The following is an 18,969-nucleotide window of genomic DNA, read 5'->3' as shown; positions in this document are numbered from 1 at the left end:
TCGTGGCATGGACATCATCCTGGTTCCGGGACTCTGGCTCGACGCGTCATCGTGGGACGACGTGATGCCCGCTCTCACTGCGGCGGGGCACCGCGTGCATCCGCTGACGATGCCAGGACTCGGCGCGCCCGCTGCCGCATCCGGCGATGTCGGCATCGCGGACTGGGTGAACGCCGTGGTGGAGCGCATTGATGAGCTCACCGGCCCTGTCGTGCTCGTCGGCCACTCGGGCGGAGGAAACGTGGTGTGGGGCGCCGCGGATGCGCGACCTGACAGGGTCGCGCGCGTCGTCTTCGTCGACTCCGCGCCGCCCGCACCGGGTTTCGGCATCTCGGAGTTCGAGCTCGTCGACGGCGTCATCCCCTTCCCCGGCTGGGATTTCTTCCCCGCCGAGGACGTGTCCGATCTCACGCCCGAGATCCGTGAGAGGACGGCGCCGACGATGCAGAGCGTCCCCGCGCGCGTTCCGACTGATCCCATCGCTCTGACGGGCGACCGCCGGCGCGTGCCCGTCACGCTCCTCATGGGAATGATGGACCAGCAGGCGTTCGAGGCGGCACTGGCCGAATGGCCCCCGTTCGCCGCAGAGTACGCGGCGATCTCCGACACCACGGTGATCCGCATCGGATCCGGTCACTGGCCGCAGTTCAGCGTTCCCGACCGACTCGCTCAGCTGATCCTGGATACCGTGGCCGAAGCATCCTGAACAGGCGAAGCGTCGCGGTCAGTGCCCCATGCCGAGGCCGCCGTCGACCGGGATGACCGCACCCGAGATGTACGCGGCGTCATCGCCGGCGAGCCAGGTGACGACGCCGGCGACCTCGTCGGCCGTCGCGAAGCGGCCGGCGGGGATGTTCGACTTGTACTGCTTCTGGGTCTCCTCGGGGAGCTCAGCCGTCATGTCGGTCTCGATGAAGCCCGGCGCGACGACGTTCGCGGTGATCCCGCGTCCGCCGAGCTCGCGGGTGAGCGAGCGGGCGAAGCCGACCAGCGCGCTCTTGGAGGCGGCGTAGTTGATCTGCCCGGCGGATCCGTAGAGCCCTACGACGCTGGAGATGAGGATGACGCGACCGAAGCGGGCGCGCAGCATTCCCTTCGATGCGCGCTTGACGACGCGGAAGGATCCGCCGAGGTTCGTCGAGATCACGCTGTCGAAGTCGTCTTCGCTCATGCGCAGCAGGAGCGTGTCCTTCGTGATGCCCGCGTTCGCCACGACGACCTCGATCGGACCGAGCGTGCTCTCGACCTCGGTGAAGGCGGCGTCGACAGCTGCAGCATCCGTCACATCGGCGCGGACCGTGAGAGTGCCTTCGGGGCCTTCTCCGCTGCGAGCGGTGACCGCGACGCGATAGCCGTCGCGGACGAAGCGCTCGGCGATGGCGCGCCCGATGCCGCGGTTTCCTCCGGTGACCAGGACCACGCGTCCTTCGCTCATGTGTCAGCACTCCCGCTCGATCGATTTCCGGCGTGGCAATCCTATCGGGGCGTTTGACAGTGCCTGACGCGCCTGGGAGCCTGTCCCTGACGAAAGGCGCACCGTGAGCGACAGCAGCATCCCCACCCCGCCGCCCCTGCCGGGGACGCCCCCGCAGGCTCAGTACCCCGGCGCCGTGCCGGCCGGCCGGCCCACGGTGCCCTCCGCTCCCGCATCGCCACCGCAGTACGGCGCTCAGGTGCCCGTCGCGCCGGCCGGCCACACGCCGCCTGCGCTGACCGGATACGGTCAGCCGGCGCCGGGAACCGCCGTATACCCCGCAGCGGGCTACCCCGCTTCCGGTTACGCGCCCGGCTACGGCGCGCCGGTGTACGCCGCTCGCCCGAACAACGGCGCCGCGGTCGCAGCCATGGTGTGCGGCATCGTCGGCGTAGTCTTCGGCTGGGCGACATTCTTCATCGTGTTCCCGGTGCTCGTCTCCGTCGCCGCGGTCATCCTCGGCCACATCTCGCTGTCGCAGCTCAAGAAGACTCCCGCGGTCGGCGGGCGCGGGATGGCGATCACCGGACTCGTCCTCGGATACATCCCGATCGCGCTGACCGTCATCCTGGTCGTCGTCGCCATCATCGCCGCCGTGGTGTTCGGAGCCTTCTCCCTCCCGTTCATCTGGAACTCCTGACGGGCATCCGCCGCGCCGCATGCGGCGTAGGCTGGATGCATCGTGAAACGCTCCCGTGACGCCGCATCCGTCACCTCGCTTCCGCAGGCGCCGAAGGTCGAGGCTGACTCGCGCACGCGCCGGTATCTGATCTCGATGAGCATCCGCATGGTGTGCTTCGCGCTCACCCTGTTCGTCACGCCGTACGGCTGGTACACCTGGGTATTCGCGATCGCCGCTGCTGTGCTGCCCTATATCGCCGTCGTCGCTGCGAACGCCGGAAGCGACAGCAGCGTGACGCGGGCGGAATCGCCGCAGCAGGCTCTGGATGCGCCTCCGGCGACGCCGGACGTCGAGCCAGGCCGCCCGACGGTCATCCGCATCGCTGAGCATGGCCGGACCAGCGAGTCGTGACGGATCTGGAATGCTCCCGCGCTGGATGCCGTGACACCGCAACCCATCAGGTCGTGTGGCGCAATCCGCGGATCCACGCGGCGGATCGCGAGAAGATCTGGCTCGCGTGCGAGGCGCATGTCGGCTTTCTGAGTGACTATCTGCGGGCCCGCGACTTCCCGGTGACCGTGCGAACGGAGGTACCGGAGTGAGCAATCGATTCGTGCGCTGGGGCATCTACGTCCTCGTCGCGATCGGATTCGCCGTGGCGTGCGCCTTCCTGTCGCAGTGGCAGTTCGACCGCAGTGAGACGCGCAGCGCCGAGCTCGCTCTCATCGAGCGCAACTACGACGCCGACCCTGTTCCGCTGTCCGACGTCGTCGGTTCGGACGGCGCTCTGGCCGCAGACGACGAATGGCGACCTGTCAGGCTCGAAGGCGAGTATCTGGCCGACGAGCAGATGCTCGTGCGCAACCGTCCGCACGGAGGCACCAGCGCCTTCGAGGTGCTCGTGCCGTTCCGGGACACCGAGGGTCGGAGCCTCATCGTCGACCGCGGATGGGTGCCGCCGGGTGAGGGCGCGCTGCCGGACTCGATCGCCGCCCCGCCGCGGGGCGAGGTCGAGATCATCGTCCGACTGCGCCCGACGGAACCACTGCCCTCTTCCGGCCGCGGCGCCCCGGAGGGTCAGGTCCCGACGATCCATGTGCCGACGATCGCCGATCGGCTGACCGAGGACGACGTCATCACGCAGGCCTACGGCCAGCTGGTGAGCGAGTCGGCGGATGCTGAGCAGCTCGGCGGATTCGACCGGCCCACTGCTGATCCGGGGATGAACTTCTCCTACGCGATCCAGTGGATCCTGTTCGCGATCATGGGCTTCGTCTTCATCGCTTACATCATCCGGACCGAGATCACGAAGCATCGCGAAGAGGTCGAGGGGCGCCCGGCCGCACCGAAGAAGACGCGCCGCCGTGACAGGGATGCGGACACCGAGGACGAGCTGCTCGACGCTGCGCACTGAGCGGTCCGGGGCTCGCAGTCCCCGCGCGGCTGTTACCGCGGTCGCTGCGTCGGAGAAATCCCCTCCGTCGGACGCGAATCACGGAATCCGTCTGACGCTCGCACTATCTCCGACGCTGGCGACGGGATGCGTGCTACGCGACGCGCGCCGGGCTCAGGCCAGCTCGATGAGGTCCTGGTACTCCTGGCTCCAGATGTCCTCAACCCCGTCGGGCAGGATCAGCACTCGCTCGGGGTTCAGCGACTGCACGGCACCGGGGTCGTGCGAGACGAGCACCACGGCGCCCTCGTAGTGCGCGAGCGCATCGAGGATCTCCTCGCGGGACGCGGGATCAAGGTTGTTCGTCGGCTCATCGAGCAGCAGCAGGTTCGCGGAAGACACCACGAGGGTCGCCAGCGACAGACGCGTCTTCTCACCACCGGAGAGGACACCGGCCGGCTTCAGCACGTCGTCACCCGTGAACAGGAACGATCCGAGCACCCTGCGCGCCTCGGTCTCGGTGATGTGCGGAGCGGCCGAGACCATGTTCTCGAGCACCGAACGCGAGACGTCGAGGTTCTCGTGCTCCTGCGCGTAGTAGCCCACCTTCAGACCGTGACCGGGCTCGAGCTGACCCGTATCCGGCTGGTCCACGCCGGCGAGCATACGCAGCAGCGTGGTCTTGCCCGCGCCGTTGAGCCCGAGCACGACGACCTTCGAGCCGCGATCGATCGCCAGGTCGACGTCGGTGAAGATCTCCAGCGAGCCGTACGACTTCGAGAGTCCGGACGCCATCAGCGGAGTCTTGCCGCACGGTGCCGGCTTCGGGAAGCGGAGCTTCGCGACGCGGTCGACCTGGCGCACGTCATCGAGCCCTGCGAGCAGCTTCTCGGCGCGCGCGACCATCTGGTGAGCGGCGGCGGCCTTTGAAGCCTTCGCACCAAATCGGGCTGCCTGCTGCTGCAGCGTCGTGGCCTTCTTCTCGGCGTTGGCGCGCTCCTTCTTGCGGCGCTCCTCGTCGGCGGCGCGCTGGCGGAGGTAATTCTTCCAGTTCATGTTGTACGCGTCGATGACCTGACGGTTCGCGTCGAGGTAGAACACGCGGTTGACGGTCTCGCCGACGAGCTCGACGTCGTGGCTGATCACGATCAGACCGCCCTTGTACCCCTTGAGGAACTCCCTCAGCCAGACGACGCTGTCGGCGTCGAGGTGGTTGGTCGGCTCGTCGAGGATCATGGTCTCGGCATCGGAGAACAGGATGCGGGCCAACTCGATGCGGCGGCGCTGACCACCGGAGAGCGTCTTGAGCGGCTGGTCGAGGATGCGGTCAGGCAACGACAGGTTGTTCGCGATCGATGCGGCCTCCGCCTCGGCGGCGTACCCGCCCTGCCCCTCGAACTGCTCGGTGAGCCTGGCGTACTTCTTCATCGCCTTCTCGGCCACGGCAGGGTCGTCCGACCCCATCGCCACCGTCGCCTCGGCCATGCCGAGCGCGAGCGTGCCCAGACCGCGGGCATCGAGGATGCGGGTGCGTGCGAGCATCTCCGGGTCGCCGGAGCGCGGATCCTGCGGCAGATAGCCGAGTTCTCCTGAGCGCGTCACGCTGCCGCCGGAGGGCAGGACATCGCCGGCCAGCACCTTGGTCAGCGTGGTCTTCCCCGCGCCGTTGCGGCCGACGAGGCCGATCTTGTCGCCGTCGGATACGCGGAACGACACGTTCTCCATCAGCAGGCGCGCGCCAACGCGGATCTCGAGTTCGTGCACGGCAAGCACAGCGGACGTCCGTTTCGTCAGGGGGTGGATGCGGCCGGAGAAGGGGCCAGCCTCCCAGTATAGATCGGGCACGATGGGTGCTCCCCCGACTCGGGCTACACCAGTCCCCGCGCGGCCAGTGCGTCCCCGACATCGTCGGCATGACGCAGCGCCAGGACGAACAACGGCACGGCCGCGCGGATGCCGAGACGCACGCTGCGCGCCTGCTGCGCCTCACCCACCCTGGCGGCGAAACCAGCCACCACCGGAACCATCGTGATCGTCAGCGACACGGTCATCGCCACCGCCGGCGGATCGACTCCGAAGCGCGTCAGCGGCTGGAGCATCCTCTGCAGCACGGCGAGCAGGTCGCCCATCGTCGTCGTGAGGGTGAGCAGGCCGGCCAGGAGCACGATGGCGACGACGCGGCCCGTGCCGATCAGCGCGGCGTGCGGTGAGGAGAACACGAGCAGCAGCCCACACATCACGACGACCATCCACCGCAGCTGCCACACCTGGGCGGCGAAACTCCGCACCGGGACCCGCGCGAGTGCATACAGCGCGACGACGACGCCCAGCGCGATGCCGATGCTCGCGAGGTCATCCGGGGAGAGCGACACGAGGAGCACGAGCACCGCCAGCCCTGCCAGCTTCGCGCCGGCCGGCGCGCGATGAAGCACGCTCGATCCCGGCAGATACAGGGTCTTCACGGGTGCACCCCGCGATACCGGCGGATGAGCTCTGCAGGATCACCGACCCCCGCGACGCAACCGCTTTCGAACAGCACAGCGGTGTCGCATCGCTTCGCCAGCTCGAGATCATGCGTGATGAGCACGATCTGCGCGTCCTGCGCCAGCAGCAGGTCGCCGATGCGGCGCGCATTGTGCAAGTCCAGCAGCGTGGTCGGCTCGTCTGCAACGATGAGCTCCGGTTCGGTGATGAGCACCGAGGCGAGCGCCAGCATCTGCTTCTGCCCGCCGGACAGCGCGGATGCCGGAACATCGGCGTGGTCGGCGAGCCCGTGCTCGGCGAGCGTCTGCGCGACGCGCGCCTCGATCGTGCGCTTGTCCTGCCCGCGCAGCGAGAGCGCGAGATCCTCCGCAGGAGTGGGCATCAGGATCTGCGCGTCCGGATTGGTGAAGACGAAGCCGACGCGCCGCCGCAGCGCTGTGCGCTCCCTGACGGTGTCGAGTCCGAGCACACGCACCCGGCCCTTGGTCGGCGTGATCAGGCCGTTCAGGAGCCGCGCGAACGTTGATTTCCCCGACCCGTTCGCCCCGATCACTGCGATCCGGCGAGCCGTCAACGCCATGTCCACGTCCGAGAGCACACGCCGACCGTCGATCTCCAGCGAGACCCCCTGCAGGTCGATGGGGGCGAGCCGCGTCTCAGACGGCATGCGCGCGCACAGGTGCGCCGAAGGCGGGTGGGTACGCCCGGCGCAGCGCGAGCGTGAGAGCGGTCGCGGCGACGGCCTTGATCACATCGCCAGGCAGGAAGATCAGACTCGCCATCGCCGTCGGGCCGAGCCCCAGGCCCATCACGGCCGCCTGCACAGGGATGCCGAGCAGGTAGACCGCTCCGATCCCGCCGACGAGCGTCGCGAGGCCGGTGCGCCACCAGGTGATCCGGCCACTGTGCGCGATGAGACCCGTGACGCACGCTCCGACGATCCAGCCGATCAGGTAGCCGGCACTCGGTCCGACGAACGCGGCGATTCCGCCGTGCCCTCCGGCGAGCACCGGCAGACCGATCACCGCCAGCACGAGCACCAGGAGCACGGCCAAGGGACCACGACGCGGACCGAGGACGGTTCCGGCGAGCATCACGCCGAGCGTCTGCCCGGTGATGGGGACCCCGGTGGGGAGGGGAATCGTCACCATGCCCAGCACGATGATGAGCGCCGCGAAGATCGCGATGCGGGCCAGATCGCGACCGACGTCGCTGCGGGTCTCGAACACGGGTGCCTCCTCGAGTATCTTGAACACAGCGTCCTGAACACTGTTCACCTGAACGGCGTTCAGTATACTGAGCGCATGATGGTTGCCCGCAACTCCGACCGGCGCCACGATCGCGACAGCGTCACGGCGACCGCGCTGCGCCTGCTCGACGATGTCGGCCTCCCCGACCTGAGCATGCGCCGACTGGCATCCGAGCTCGGCGTGCAGCCGAGCGCGCTGTACTGGCACTTCGCGAACAAGCAGGAGCTGCTGGGAGCGGTCGCCGAACGCATCCTCGCCCGCATCCCCGTCGTCGACCCCGCCGATGCGGCGACCGATTCCGACATCCTGGCCGCCGCCCGCAGCATCCGTGACGCGCTGCTCGCCTACCGGGACGGTGCCGAAGTCGTGCTCAGCTCGTATGCCCTCGGCTTCGGAGTCGCGCGCGCGCAGGAGCACCTGTGCATGGTGCTCAGCGCCAGGGCACAGGATGCCGCGGTGGCCGCGACCACGCTGCTGCAGTTCATCATCGGCCACGCGCTGCTCGTGCAGCAGCGTCTGCATGCCGAGAGCCACGGGGCGGTGCTCCCTGACGCCGGCGACGATGCGACCGGCGTCCTCTCGGCATCCTTCGACGACGGCGTGATGCTGTTCCTGCACGGCGTCCACGAGCGGGTCGACAGGCGAAAGACCCGTCTGAAGTATGACCCTGTCGATACCAGGGAGTGATGTGCGGCTACCCGCCGGCTTCGTAGCGTCAGTGGCATGGACGTCATCAACGAGCTCATCCTCGCCGCCGCGGCATCCCCGTGGTTGCTGCTCGTCATGTTCGCTGTCGCGATCATCGACGGTTTCTTCCCGCCGGTGCCAAGTGAGACGGTGCTCGTCGCTGCGGCGGCTGCCGCGGCATCCACGGGAGGTGCCAACCTCTTCCTGCTTGCAGGAGTCGCAGCCGTCGGCGCCATGATCGGCGACAACGTCGCGTATGCGATCGGGCGTGGGACGGGAACGCGGCGCTTCCGCTGGATGCGTCGCCCCCGAGTCGCGGCGGCGTTCGGCCGCGCTGAACAGACTCTGACGACCAACGGTGCCGGCCTCATCCTGGGCGCACGCTACATCCCGGTCGGCCGGGTCGCCGTCAACATGACCGCTGGCGCACTGCGCTACCCCTGGCGCCGCTTCCTGCCGCTGAGCGCACTCGGCGGACTCTGCTGGGCGGCCTACAGCGCCGGGATCGGCGTGCTGGCCGGGCACTGGCTCGAGGAGCAGCCGCTGCTGAGCGCGGTGCTCGGCGTCGCTTTCGCCCTGGTCATCGGCTTCGCGATCGACCGGATCTCGGCTCACCGGCGCCGACGCACGGCGGCGCGCGTGACCGCCGAGCAGGAACCGTCGCTCGACTGCCCCCTGCCGACGACCGCGCTCGTGAAGGTGGAAGGATGACTCCCATGACGGCGGAACGAGGTCCAGAGGCGACGGAGGAGTCGCCGCTCGGCCCGCGCGACCGACGAAAAGCCGAACGAGCGCAGGCAGCGCACGAGCGGACCCAGCGCAAGACGCAAGCCAGGGCGGACAGGGCGCAGTCCAAGCAGGCCGAGAAGCAGCGCCGACGCGAGGCGCGCATCGCCCGGCTCCCCGCCTGGATGCGCGACCGCGAGATCGTGCTGGTCGTGATCCTCTCCGTGATCGCGGTCACGCTGTACGCGGTCCTGGTTCCCGTGCACGCGGCGGAGTACGGCAGCCCCACGGCGTTCACGATGCTGCTCGCAGCGCCCCTGGTCGCCGCGCCCCTGGTGTCCAGACGGCATCCGAGCCTGGCGGTCATGCTCTTCGCCGGCTCCGCACTGCTGCTGGCGCTCATGGTCCCGCGCGACGTTTCGCTCGCCCTGCCGTGGCCGTGGTCCGTCCCGATGCTGCTCGCGTTCGCCGTCGCGGTCGTCGTGCCCACCTTCCTGCACGGCTGGCGCACCGGCCTCGTGATGTTCGCCTCCGGCACGGCGGCGGGCTTCGTCGCAGCACTGATGCTCCCCGGTTTCGCGAGCGGCTCATCCCTCATCGTCACCACGTCCGTGGTCGGCGGCATCTATCTGATCGCCGTCCTGCTCACCAGTCGTCTGCGCGTCGGGAAGGAGCTCACGCGCGAGCGAGCGCTGACCGCCCAGGAGCAGGCCAAGCGCGAACTCGTCGAGGAGCGCACGCGGATCGCCAGAGAGCTGCACGACGTCGTCGCACACAGCATGTCCCTGATCCAGGTGCAGGCATCCACCGCGCGCTATCGCGTCGACGGCCTTCCCGCCGAAGCGGTGACCGAGTTCGACGATATCGCCGGCACCGCCAGGAACGCCCTCGTCGAGATGCGGCGCATCCTCGGCATCCTGCGCACCGAGGACCACACGGCCGAGCTCGCACCGCAGCGCGGGATCGATGACGTCCCCGGGCTCGTAGAGACGACCAGACGCGCCGGTGCGGACATCAGGCTGTCGATGGCGATCTCGGGAGACATCGCCGCTGCCACGCAGATCGCCGCATACCGGATCACGCAGGAGTCGCTGAGCAACGCCGTCCGACACGCGCCCGGCTCCGCGATCACCGTGGTCATCGCCTCGGACGACACGAATGTGACGCTCACCGTGCGCAACGCGCCCGTCGCCGCTGTGGCACAGGCGACCGGCGGCCATGGGCTGCGCGGCATGGCCGAACGGGCGGGCCTGCTCGGCGGTAGCGTGGAAGCCGGGCCGGATGCCGACGGCGGCTGGACCGTCGGTGCCGCACTCCCCCGCCACCCCGGCACTCCAGCGCAGAAGGGCTCCGTGTGACGATCGAGGTTCTCATCGCCGACGACCAGGCCATGGTCCGGGCGGGCTTCGCGGCCCTCCTCGACGCGCACGACGGCATCCGCGTGACCGGTCAGGCGGCGAACGGCGCCGAGGCCGTCGCGCTCTCGGCACGCCTCGATCCGGACATCATCCTCATGGACGTGCGAATGCCGGAGCTCGACGGCATCCAGGCCACCAGACGGATCCTCGGCACGGCCTACCCGGCAGCGAAGGTGCCGCGCATCATCATGCTCACCACCTTCGACATCGACGACTACGTGTACGACGCGCTCCAGGCCGGGGCGAGCGGATTCCTGCTGAAGGACGCACTGCCGGAGGAACTCGTGCAGGCGGTGCGCGTGGTCGCCGCCGGCGACGCCCTCCTGGCCCCGAGCATCACCCGGCGCATGATCGCGCAGTTCGCCGCCCAGAAGCCGCGCGCCTCGCGTGTCACGGCCCAGCTCGCCGACCTCACCGACCGTGAGCGGGAGGTGCTCGTGCTCATGGGGCAGGGGCGGTCGAATGCCGAGATCGGCCGAGAGCTCTTCATCGCCGAGCAGACCGTCAAGACCCACGTCGGCAAGGTGCTCGCCAAGATCGGCGCGCGTGACCGCGTGCAGGCGGTCATCTTCGCCTACGACGCCGGCCTGGTCGAACCCGCCTGAATGCTCACACCACGGTAGGGCCGTCGTCGACACCGTGGTGTGATGTGCCGCCGGTCACCGGCTCCATAGCCTCCTGGGACAGACCAGAGGAGGCCTCCTGTGACCACCGTCCAGCCGCGCATCGCGGCCTCACCGTCACTGCCCCGCAGCATCCGGCGCGACACCGGAATCGATCTCGTCCGTGCGTTCTGCGTCATCGCGGTCGTCGTGCTCCACGCCCTCATGGTCGGGGTGACGGCGACTCAGGCGGGTCCGGTGTTCGCGAATGCCTCGGAGGGCTCGTGGTGGATCGCACCGGTGAGCTGGGTGCTGCAGGTCATGCCACTGTTCTTCGTGATCGGCGGCTTCGCCGGGTTCATCGCGTACCGCGGCGCTCGCGCGCGCGGCGGCTCGCCCGCATCCTTCGTCGCCGGGCGACTGCATCGACTCCTCATCCCTGCGGTGGTCGTGATTGCGGTCGTGGGTGCCGCGCTGGTGCTGCTCGCCGTCGTGGGTGTGCCGTCCGAACTTCTTCAGATCGCCGGGTACCGGTACGGGCAGCCGCTCTGGTTCCTCGGTGTGTTCCTGCTCTGCCAGGCGATGCTGCCCGCGCTCTGCGCTCTCCACGAACGCGCCCCGTTGCGCACGATCGGTGCTCTGGCCGCCGCAGCGGTGGTCGTGGACGCGCTGCGTCTGTCGACCGGCATCGACGGGCTCGGCTTCGTGAACCTCGCCTTCGTCTGGCTGACGATGCAGCAGCTGGGGTTCTTCCTCGCCGACGGACGCATCGATGCGCTCTCCCGACGCACCCGCGTGGTCGTCGCCCTCGGCGCAGCCGGTCTGCTGGTGCTCAGCATGATCTCCGGCATCCACTCGCCCGATCTCATCGCGAATATCAATCCGCCCACCACCGCGCTGATCCTCGTCGGCACCGCGCACACGATGGTACTGTCCCTGTTCCGCAGTCGGCTGTCGACATGGAGCCGCCGGCCGCGCGCCGCAGCGCTGCAGCAGTTCGTCAACAAGCGGGCCATGACGATCTACCTCTGGCACGTGCCCGTCCTGCTCGTGATGGCCGGCGCCAGCGCCCTGTGGGCGATGAGCGCACAGGAGGCACTCCCCGAGCCGAGCTCATTCGAATGGTGGCTGACCCGTCCGCTCTGGCTTCTCACGGTCCTGGGCCTCACTGCGCTGATCGTTCTGCCCCTCGCCGCATGGGAGTCGCGGCCTGCGCCTCCGGCGGCGGCGGCGCTGCGCGTGGGCGGCGCGGTGCTCAGCGGGCTCATCGCGATCGTGCTGCTGCTCGTCGTCGGCACGAGTCCGCTGACGGCGCTCGCCGCCGCGCTGCTGATCCTGCTCGCGCTGCGCCTGGCCCGCGGGCCGGTCACATCACGAAGTACACGGGGTGATGCAGCGCGCATCCGGGGTTGAACGGGGCGGCGCAGTGCGTGCAGTTCGTCGCGGCGAGATACGCATCGATCGTGAGCGTCGAACGGCAGACCCCGCACAACACGGCCCGCTCGTCCCGCTGATCGATCGGCCAGGGCAGGATGCCGTGATCCACCGCCTCGTCATGGCAGCGCAGACAGGGGTACCACTCCCCGCAGCACGCGAAGCGGATGGCGATCACGTCCAGCGGTCCGTTGTAGTGGACGCAGCGGGTGTGCTCATCGACGGCCGAGCCGCGCACGACAGGGGAGGTCATGAACGCTCCGCCGCGTGTCCGAGCCGGAATCCGGGGATCGCCGCGACGAGCACCAGCGCGATCGCGAACACGAAGACGAACCAGAACGCGCCTGCTCCGCCGCCGAACGTCGCGACGCCGAGGCCGGCCAGGGCGATGGCCACAGCCGATCCGCCGGAGTCCGAGATCGACAGCGCCGACGAGTTGAAGCCCTGATCGTTGCCGTGCGAGTACGCGAGCGTGAGCACCGTCAGCCGCGGGTACACCAGGCCCATGCCTCCGCCGGCGAATGCCCAGCAGATCACGACGATGATCGGCGAGAGGCCGAGAACGGCTGTCGCCACGACCGCGATCAGTGCGACCAGGACCAGTCCGAGGCTGAGAGCGGCGATGCGGGTGTTGCCCAGGCGATCGCCGTAGCGGCCCTGCAGCGCGGATGCTCCTGCCCACGCGAACGCCGAGAATGTCAGCGCGAGACCGGCGAGCGTAGCCGAGAAGCCGAATCGCTCCATGAGCAGATACGGGATGTACGCCTCGGCGGCGAAGAACGCGCCGGCGACGATCCCGCGCATGAGAACCACGCTCGGCAGACCCCGCGCGGCGCGCAGGGTTCCACGCGGCACGAGCGGCAGAAGGGCGAATCCGATCACGAGCACCGACACCACGGCGATCGGCCACCCGATCGCGGGAGCGGCGTCCGCGGAGAAGCCGACCGCGACCGCGGCACCCGCGACGATGACCGAGAGCACCAGCCGCACCGCGACCACGCGACGCTGAAGCGGCTCTCCCCCGCCGATGTCGACACCGCGAAGGCGGACGGCGACCATGGCGAACGCGGCGGCGGTGAGCACGGCCACACCGAGAAACGCCCAGCGCCAGTCGAGATAGTCCGCGATCGCACCGGCGAGGAACGGCCCGATCATCGAGGGAACGACCCAGGCCGCAGCGAACGCCGCGAACACGCGTCCGTGCAGATGGGCCGGGTAGAGCCGCGCGACCACGACGTACAGCGCGACCGTCTGTCCACCGGCGCCCAGTCCCTGGACGAGCCGACCGATGAGAAACTGATGCATCGTCACGGCAGCGCCGGAGAGGACGAGACCGACGAGGAAGAGGAGGACGGCGACGTACAGCGCCGCTCGAGGACCTCGAGAGTCGGATGCCGCGCCACTGGCGACCATTCCGATCACGCTCGTCGCCAGCGTGCCGGCGAACGCGACAGCGTACAGCGCCTCGCCATCCAGCGCAGCGCTCACCACTGGCATGACCGTCGTGACCGCCAGCGCCTCGATGGCCGCGAGGAAGATCAGAGCCACAGCGCCGAGCGTCACCCAGCGCCGCTGCCGATCCCAGATCGTCGGCTCGACGTCGTTCGCGTCGACACCGGTCATCGCAGTGACGCGATCCGCTCGATCGCCTCCGTGAGGATCGCAGGGCTGGTGCCGAAGTTCAGCCGCACGTGTCCGGCGCCCTCGACGCCGAACGCGGGTCCGAAGTGCAGCGCGACCTTGGCTTCGCGCAGGATCCGGCGTGACGGATTGTCCCCCCACCCGAGCGCGGTGAGATCGATCCACGCGAGATACCCGGCATCCGGGATCCGATACCGCGCCTCGGGCAGGTGCTCGGCGAGCAGATCGGCGAGCAGTCTGCGGTTCTCGTCCAACGTGAGCAGAAGACCGTCTAGCCAGGGATCGCTCGCGGGCGAGAAGGCCGCCACGGCGGCCAGCATCCCGAACTGTCCGGTGCGCCATTCCACCTCGACCGGCAGGTCGCGCACGAGCCGGGTCGGCCCGTCGGATGCCGTGACCATGAGCGCGCACTTCAGACCGGCGAGATTGAACGCCTTGCTCGCGCTGACGACCGCGTAGCCGACCTCGCGGGCGGCCGCCGACACCGACAGGAACGGCGCGAACGCCGTGCCCGGCTGAACGAGGGGCGCGTGGATCTCGTCGGAGACCACGGCAGCGCCGAACTCGGCCGCAAGCTCGGCCAGCGCCGCCAGTGAGGCCGCCGAGTGCACGGTGCCGGTGGGGTTGTGCGGGTTGCACAGCAGGATGGCCCGCGCCCCGGCATCCAGGGCCAGCCGGATGCCGTCGAGATCCAGCTCCCACCCCGCCCCCGTGTCGCGCAGCGGCACGCGCTCGGCGACGGCACGCGCCTCGGCGACGAGCTCGTAGAACGGCGGATAGACCGGCGGATTCACGATCACGCGGTCGCCGGGGGACGTCACACGCCGCAGGATCTCGACGATCCCCATGCTGACGTCGGCGGTCGAGCGCATCCGCGCGGGATCGGGCGTCCATCCGAATCGACGGTCCGCGAACGCGGCGTACGCGTCCGGCAGCGGTGTGCGCGACGCGACGTAGCCGGTGTCGCCGATCGCGACGGCGCGCTCGAGCGCGCGCACGACCTCCGGCCCGAGCGCGAAGTCCGTCTCAGCGACGAACAGCGGCAGCACGTCAGCCGGATACTCGCGCCACTTCTCGCTGGAGCGCTCACGGAGCTGATCCAGCGAGAGCGCTTCGACCCTCATCTCAGATGGCGAAGCCGAGCGCGCGCATCATGTCGCGCCCGTCGTCCGTGATCCGCTCCGGACCCCACGGCGGCATCCAGACCCAGTTGATCCGGAACCGGTCCACCACATTGTCCAGCGCCTGCGCCGTCTGCTCCTCGAGCACGTCGGTGAGCGGGCAGCCGGCGCTCGTGAGCGTCATGTGGATCACCAGAGCGTCGTTCTCGTCATCCCAGGCGAGATCGTAGATGAGTCCGAGGTCGACGACGTTGATCCCCAGCTCGGGGTCCATGACGTCCTTGAGTGCCTCAGTGACCTCGTCGTACTTCTCGGGGGCAAGCGTCGCGGTCATGCGCTCAGCCTACGCCTCGATGGGCGACGCGGGGTCGAGGAAGCGGTCGTAGCCCTCGTCCTCGAGCCGGTCGGCGAGCTCGGGGCCGCCCTCCTCGACGATCTTGCCCGCGACGACCACGTGCACGAAGTCGGGACGGATGTAGCGCAGGATGCGGGTGTAGTGCGTGATCAGCAGCACACCGAGGCCGGTGGCCTCCTTGGCGCGGTTGACGCCTTCCGAGACGATCTTGAGCGCGTCGACGTCGAGACCGGAGTCGGTCTCGTCGAGGACGGCGAACTTCGGCTTCAGCACCTCGAGCTGCAGGATCTCGTGACGCTTCTTCTCACCGCCGGAGAAGCCCTCGTTGACGTTGCGCTGCGCGAACTTCGGGTCCATGCGCAGGTTGCCCATCGCCTGCTTGACGTCCTTGGTCCACGATCGGATCGAGGGAGCCTCGCCGTCGAGCGCGGTCTTGGCCGTGCGCAGGAAGTTCGTGACCGTCACACCGGGGATCTCCACCGGGTACTGCATCGCGAGGAAGAGGCCGGCGCGCGCGCGCTCGTCGACGCTCATCGCGAGAACGTCCTCGCCGTCGAAGGTGATCGTGCCGGAGGTCACGGTGTACTTCGGGTGCCCGGCGATCGTGTAGGCCAGCGTCGACTTGCCGGAACCGTTGGGCCCCATGATCGCGTGGGTCTCGCCGGTGCGCATGGTCAGCGTGATTCCGTTGAGGATCGGGGTGGTCCCGGCCTCGGTCTCGACCGTCACGTGCAGGTCGCGGATCTCGAGAACAGACATTCAGACTTCCTTAATGACAGTGGGGTCGATGAGCACGTCGTCTCCGTCGATCTCGACGATGTAGACGGGGACGGGCTCGAAAGCGGGGAGATTCAGGGGCTTGCCGGTGCACAGCGAGAACGCCGAGCCGTGCGCCCAGCATTCCAGCGTGTCGCCCTCGACGAAGCCCTCGGCGAGGGAGATGTCGCCGTGCGTGCAGGTGTCGCCGATGGCGTGCACAGTTCCTTCGGAGTCCAGGACGAGCGCCATGGGGACGCCGTCCAGCTCGACGCGCAGCGGAGTGTCCTGCTCGAGATCGCTCAGACCGCAGGCACGCTGAGCGCTCACGCGCTCACCGCCGCGAGCTCGACCTCGATCGCCGCGAGCAGCTCCGCCTCGAGAGCGGGGATGCCGAGGCGCTGCACGATGTCGCTGAGGAAGCCGAGCACGACGAGACGACGGGCCTCCTCCTCGGTGATCCCTCGCGCCTGCAGGTAGAACAGCTGCTCGTCATCGAAACGCCCGGTGGCGCTCGCATGGCCGGCGCCGAGGATGTCACCGGTCTGGATCTCGAGGTTCGGGATCGAGTCGGCGCGTGCGCCCTCGGTGAGCACCAGGTTGCGGTTGGCCTCGTACGAGTCCGTGCCGGTGGCGTCCGGTCCGATCAGGACGTCGCCGATCCAGACGCTGTGCGCGCTCGTGCCCTGCAGCGCGCCCTTGTAGAGCACGTCGCCGACCGTATGCGCACCCTTGTGGTGCAGGTAGACCTGGCTCTCGAAGTGCTGACCGGCATCCGCGTAAGACAGACCGTGCATGCGGCCCTCTGAGCCGTTGCCGCTCAGCTCGAGGTTCGGGTTCACGCGCACCAGGCTGCCGCCGAAGGTGACGACGGAGTGCTTGAGCTGTGCGTCGGCATCGACACGCGCCTGGTGGGATGCCGCGTGCACCGCGTCATCGTCCCACTGCTGCACGGTGATGACCGACAGGCGCGAACCCGGCCTGGCGATGATCTCGACGTTCTGCGCATACTGCGCCGATCCGGTGTGGCGCAGCACGACGGTCGCCGAGCTGTGCTCGAGGGCCTCGATGACGATGTGCGCGTCGGCCCGACGGTCGGCGCCCTGGCCGATGATCGAGATGACCACAGGCTCGGTGACTTCTTCTTCGCGCGGGATGCGCACGTGCAGGCCCTCGGCGGAGCCCTGCCATGCGACGGCCGAGATGACGTCCTCGGGGACGAAGAACTCCCCGCGGGGCGCCGTGCCGGCGGCGAGCGGCGTCGAGACGTACTCGGATCCGCTGATGGCCTCGTAGGTCACGCCGTCGTTCTGCTCCGCGACGGCGAAGAGCCGTGCGAGCTGGTTGACCGGGGTGTGCTTCCAGTTGACCTCGCGGCCGGTGGGAGCGCCGAAGTCGCCTGGCTCGTAGGAGCGCGGTCGCTCAGAGCGGGTCTGGACGGGGACGAATCCGGCGTCCGCCACCTGGGCTGCGGGGTCGATGTGCGCGTTCGTATCCTGCGCCTGAGCGGGCGCTGTCGCCTGGGCCGCCATTCAGCCGACCGATCCTTCCATGCCCATCTCGATGAGCTTGTTGAGTTCCATCGCGTATTCCATCGGCAGTTCGCGCGCGATCGGCTCGATGAAGCCGCGCACGATCATCGCCATCGCCTCGTCCTCCGGCATGCCGCGGGACTGCAGGTAGAACAGCTGCTCCTCGCTGACCTTCGAGACCGTGGCCTCGTGGCCGAGCTGGACGTCGTCCACGCGGATGTCGATCGCGGGGTACGTGTCGGACCGCGACTTCGTGTCGACGAGCAGCGCGTCGCAGCGGACGGTGTTCGCCGAGTGGTGCGCGTTCGCGTCGACGCGGACCTCGCCGCGGTAGCCCGCGCGTCCGCCGCCACGTGCGATCGACTTCGAGACGATCGAGGACTGCGTGTACGGCGCCATATGGATCATCTTCGCGCCAGCATCCTGGTGCTGGCCAGGACCGGCGAAGGCGACCGAAAGGGTCTCGCCCTTGGCGTGCTCGCCCATGAGGTAGATGGACGGGTACTTCATCGTCACCTTGGAGCCGATGTTGCCGTCGACCCACTCCATCGTCGCGCCCTCGTGGGCGACGGCGCGCTTGGTGACGAGGTTGTAGACGTTGTTCGACCAGTTCTGGATCGTCGTGTAGCGAACGCGCGCGTTCTTCTTCACGATGATCTCGACGACGGCTGAGTGCAGCGAGTCCGACTTGTAGATCGGGGCGGTGCAGCCCTCGATGTAGTGGACGTAGCTGTCCTCGTCGGCGATGATCAGCGTCCGCTCGAACTGTCCCATGTTCTCGGTGTTGATGCGGAAGTAGGCCTGCAGCGGGATCTCGACGTGCACGCCCTTGGGGACGTAGACGAACGATCCGCCGGACCAGACGGCCGTGTTGAGCGCGGCGAACTTGTTGTCGCCGGCCGGGATCACGGTGCCGAAGTACTCCTCGAAGAACTCGGGGTGCTCGCGCAGGGCGGTGTCGGTGTCCATGAAGATGACGCCCTGCTCCTCCAGGTCCTCGCGGATCTGGTGGTAGACGACCTCGGACTCGTATTGCGCGGCGACGCCGGCGACCAGGCGCTGGCGCTCGGCCTCGGGGATGCCGAGGCGCTCGTAGGTCTCCCGGATGTCCTCGGGGAGGTCCTCCCACGACTGCGCCTGCTTCTCCGTGGATCGCACGAAGTACTTGATATTGTCGAAGTCGATCTCGCTGAGGTCAGCGCCCCAGGTCGGCATAGGCTTGCGACCGAAGAGCTGATAGCCCTTGAGGCGCGTCTTCAGCATCCATTCGGGCTCGCTCTTCAGCGCAGAGATCCCGCGGACCACCTCTTCGGAGATGCCGCGCTTGGCGACGGCGCCTGCGGCATCCTCATCGTGCCAGCCGAATTCGTACACCCCCAGGCCATCCAGCTCCGGGCGGTCGATCAGCACATCCGACATCTCACACTCTCCTCGTAGAACCCTGGCGGTGTCATCCGCTCCGGCATGCCGTAGC

General features: G+C 68.7%; 23 protein-coding genes. 10 read left to right on the top strand and 13 right to left on the bottom strand.

Features of this window, described 5'->3' with window-relative positions:
- Nucleotides 1-7 precede the first annotated feature (7 nt).
- On the top strand, nt 8-706 hold the full coding sequence (locus ACWAT3_RS01400; RefSeq protein WP_460795278.1) for an alpha/beta fold hydrolase: 699 nt from the start codon (nt 8-10) through the stop codon (nt 704-706).
- Nucleotides 707-724: 18 nt separating this feature from the next.
- Here the strand turns inward: ACWAT3_RS01400 and fabG are convergent, their stop codons facing one another.
- Nucleotides 725-1,435: a 3-oxoacyl-ACP reductase FabG gene (gene fabG / locus ACWAT3_RS01395; RefSeq protein WP_460795277.1), complete on the bottom strand. Its 711-nt coding sequence runs from the start codon at nt 1,433-1,435 to the stop codon at nt 725-727.
- Nucleotides 1,436-1,538: 103 nt separating this feature from the next.
- Between fabG and ACWAT3_RS01390 the strand changes: the two genes are divergently transcribed.
- The 4 genes from ACWAT3_RS01390 to ACWAT3_RS01375 are packed head-to-tail and all read left to right on the top strand — an operon-like array spanning nt 1,539 to nt 3,510.
- On the top strand, nt 1,539-2,114 hold the full coding sequence (locus ACWAT3_RS01390) for a DUF4190 domain-containing protein (RefSeq protein ID WP_460795276.1): 576 nt from the start codon (nt 1,539-1,541) through the stop codon (nt 2,112-2,114).
- Between the two features lie 42 nt (nt 2,115-2,156).
- Nucleotides 2,157-2,507, top strand: coding sequence for a DUF3099 domain-containing protein (locus tag ACWAT3_RS01385; RefSeq protein ID WP_460795274.1), 351 nt, complete (start codon nt 2,157-2,159; stop codon nt 2,505-2,507).
- Nucleotides 2,504-2,698, top strand: coding sequence for a hypothetical protein (locus ACWAT3_RS01380; RefSeq protein WP_460795273.1), 195 nt, complete (start codon nt 2,504-2,506; stop codon nt 2,696-2,698). Before ACWAT3_RS01385 ends, ACWAT3_RS01380 begins: the two co-directional genes overlap by 4 nt.
- Nucleotides 2,695-3,510 carry an SURF1 family cytochrome oxidase biogenesis protein gene (locus tag ACWAT3_RS01375; protein WP_460795271.1) on the top strand — a complete coding sequence of 272 codons (816 nt, stop codon included), beginning with the start codon at nt 2,695-2,697 and terminating at the stop codon, nt 3,508-3,510. The genes ACWAT3_RS01380 and ACWAT3_RS01375 overlap by 4 nt, the downstream gene beginning before the upstream one ends.
- A 153-nt stretch (nt 3,511-3,663) precedes the next feature.
- Here the strand turns inward: ACWAT3_RS01375 and ACWAT3_RS01370 are convergent, their stop codons facing one another.
- The 4 genes from ACWAT3_RS01370 to ACWAT3_RS01355 form a co-directional block, all read right to left on the bottom strand.
- Nucleotides 3,664-5,262 carry an ABC-F family ATP-binding cassette domain-containing protein gene (locus ACWAT3_RS01370; RefSeq protein ID WP_460795850.1) on the bottom strand — a complete coding sequence of 533 codons (1,599 nt, stop codon included), beginning with the start codon at nt 5,260-5,262 and terminating at the stop codon, nt 3,664-3,666.
- Between the two features lie 95 nt (nt 5,263-5,357).
- On the bottom strand, nt 5,358-5,951 hold the full coding sequence (locus ACWAT3_RS01365; protein ID WP_460795270.1) for a CbiQ family ECF transporter T component: 594 nt from the start codon (nt 5,949-5,951) through the stop codon (nt 5,358-5,360).
- Complete coding sequence (locus tag ACWAT3_RS01360; protein ID WP_460795268.1) at nt 5,948-6,640, bottom strand: energy-coupling factor ABC transporter ATP-binding protein; 693 nt, start codon at nt 6,638-6,640, stop codon at nt 5,948-5,950. The genes ACWAT3_RS01365 and ACWAT3_RS01360 overlap by 4 nt, the downstream gene beginning before the upstream one ends.
- Nucleotides 6,630-7,202 carry a biotin transporter BioY gene (locus ACWAT3_RS01355; protein ID WP_460795267.1) on the bottom strand — a complete coding sequence of 191 codons (573 nt, stop codon included), beginning with the start codon at nt 7,200-7,202 and terminating at the stop codon, nt 6,630-6,632. The genes ACWAT3_RS01360 and ACWAT3_RS01355 overlap by 11 nt, the downstream gene beginning before the upstream one ends.
- Before the next feature lie 75 nt (nt 7,203-7,277).
- Between ACWAT3_RS01355 and ACWAT3_RS01350 the strand changes: the two genes are divergently transcribed.
- The 5 genes from ACWAT3_RS01350 (at nt 7,278) to ACWAT3_RS01330 (ending at nt 12,069) form a co-directional block, all read left to right on the top strand.
- Entirely contained in the window at nt 7,278-7,910 is a 633-nt protein-coding gene (locus tag ACWAT3_RS01350; RefSeq protein WP_460795265.1) for a TetR family transcriptional regulator, read from the top strand.
- A 36-nt stretch (nt 7,911-7,946) separates the two neighbouring features.
- Nucleotides 7,947-8,621 carry a DedA family protein gene (locus tag ACWAT3_RS01345; RefSeq protein WP_460795263.1) on the top strand — a complete coding sequence of 225 codons (675 nt, stop codon included), beginning with the start codon at nt 7,947-7,949 and terminating at the stop codon, nt 8,619-8,621.
- 5 nt (nt 8,622-8,626) lie between these two features.
- Nucleotides 8,627-9,994: a histidine kinase gene (locus ACWAT3_RS01340; protein WP_460795262.1), complete on the top strand. Its 1,368-nt coding sequence runs from the start codon at nt 8,627-8,629 to the stop codon at nt 9,992-9,994.
- A complete protein-coding gene (locus ACWAT3_RS01335; RefSeq protein WP_460795260.1) occupies nt 9,991-10,659 on the top strand; it encodes a response regulator in 669 nt (222 codons plus the stop codon). The genes ACWAT3_RS01340 and ACWAT3_RS01335 overlap by 4 nt, the downstream gene beginning before the upstream one ends.
- A gap of 99 nt (nt 10,660-10,758) precedes the next feature.
- Nucleotides 10,759-12,069: an acyltransferase family protein gene (locus ACWAT3_RS01330; RefSeq protein ID WP_460795258.1), complete on the top strand. Its 1,311-nt coding sequence runs from the start codon at nt 10,759-10,761 to the stop codon at nt 12,067-12,069.
- Here ACWAT3_RS01330 and ACWAT3_RS01325 read toward each other — a convergent pair.
- Genes ACWAT3_RS01325 through sufB form a run of 8 tightly spaced genes read right to left on the bottom strand, consistent with a single transcriptional unit; the run spans nt 12,023 to nt 18,914 of the window.
- Nucleotides 12,023-12,343, bottom strand: coding sequence for a CHY zinc finger protein (locus ACWAT3_RS01325; protein ID WP_460795256.1), 321 nt, complete (start codon nt 12,341-12,343; stop codon nt 12,023-12,025). The genes ACWAT3_RS01330 and ACWAT3_RS01325 overlap by 47 nt on opposite strands.
- The gene (locus tag ACWAT3_RS01320) at nt 12,340-13,713 is read right to left on the bottom strand and encodes an MFS transporter (RefSeq protein WP_460795254.1); all 1,374 of its coding nucleotides are present in this window, start codon (nt 13,711-13,713) and stop codon (nt 12,340-12,342) included. Before ACWAT3_RS01320 ends, ACWAT3_RS01325 begins: the two co-directional genes overlap by 4 nt.
- Nucleotides 13,710-14,855: a MalY/PatB family protein gene (locus ACWAT3_RS01315; protein ID WP_460795252.1), complete on the bottom strand. Its 1,146-nt coding sequence runs from the start codon at nt 14,853-14,855 to the stop codon at nt 13,710-13,712. The genes ACWAT3_RS01320 and ACWAT3_RS01315 overlap by 4 nt, the downstream gene beginning before the upstream one ends.
- 1 nt (nt 14,856) lies before the next feature.
- Complete coding sequence (locus ACWAT3_RS01310) at nt 14,857-15,186, bottom strand: metal-sulfur cluster assembly factor (protein WP_013586729.1); 330 nt, start codon at nt 15,184-15,186, stop codon at nt 14,857-14,859.
- A gap of 9 nt (nt 15,187-15,195) precedes the next feature.
- Nucleotides 15,196-15,966 carry a Fe-S cluster assembly ATPase SufC gene (gene sufC / locus ACWAT3_RS01305; RefSeq protein ID WP_460795250.1) on the bottom strand — a complete coding sequence of 257 codons (771 nt, stop codon included), beginning with the start codon at nt 15,964-15,966 and terminating at the stop codon, nt 15,196-15,198.
- The gene (locus ACWAT3_RS01300; protein WP_460795248.1) at nt 15,967-16,293 is read right to left on the bottom strand and encodes a non-heme iron oxygenase ferredoxin subunit; all 327 of its coding nucleotides are present in this window, start codon (nt 16,291-16,293) and stop codon (nt 15,967-15,969) included.
- The gene (gene sufD / locus ACWAT3_RS01295; RefSeq protein WP_460795246.1) at nt 16,290-17,495 is read right to left on the bottom strand and encodes a Fe-S cluster assembly protein SufD; all 1,206 of its coding nucleotides are present in this window, start codon (nt 17,493-17,495) and stop codon (nt 16,290-16,292) included. The genes ACWAT3_RS01300 and sufD overlap by 4 nt, the downstream gene beginning before the upstream one ends.
- Nucleotides 17,496-18,914, bottom strand: a complete 1,419-nt coding sequence (sufB, locus tag ACWAT3_RS01290; protein WP_460795244.1) for a Fe-S cluster assembly protein SufB — start codon at nt 18,912-18,914, stop codon at nt 17,496-17,498.
- Nucleotides 18,915-18,969: the final 55 nt, after the last annotated feature.

The sequence above is a fragment of the Microbacterium sp. GXF0217 genome (assembly GCF_054798195.1).
This window is presented reverse-complemented; position numbering and strand designations above follow the sequence as displayed.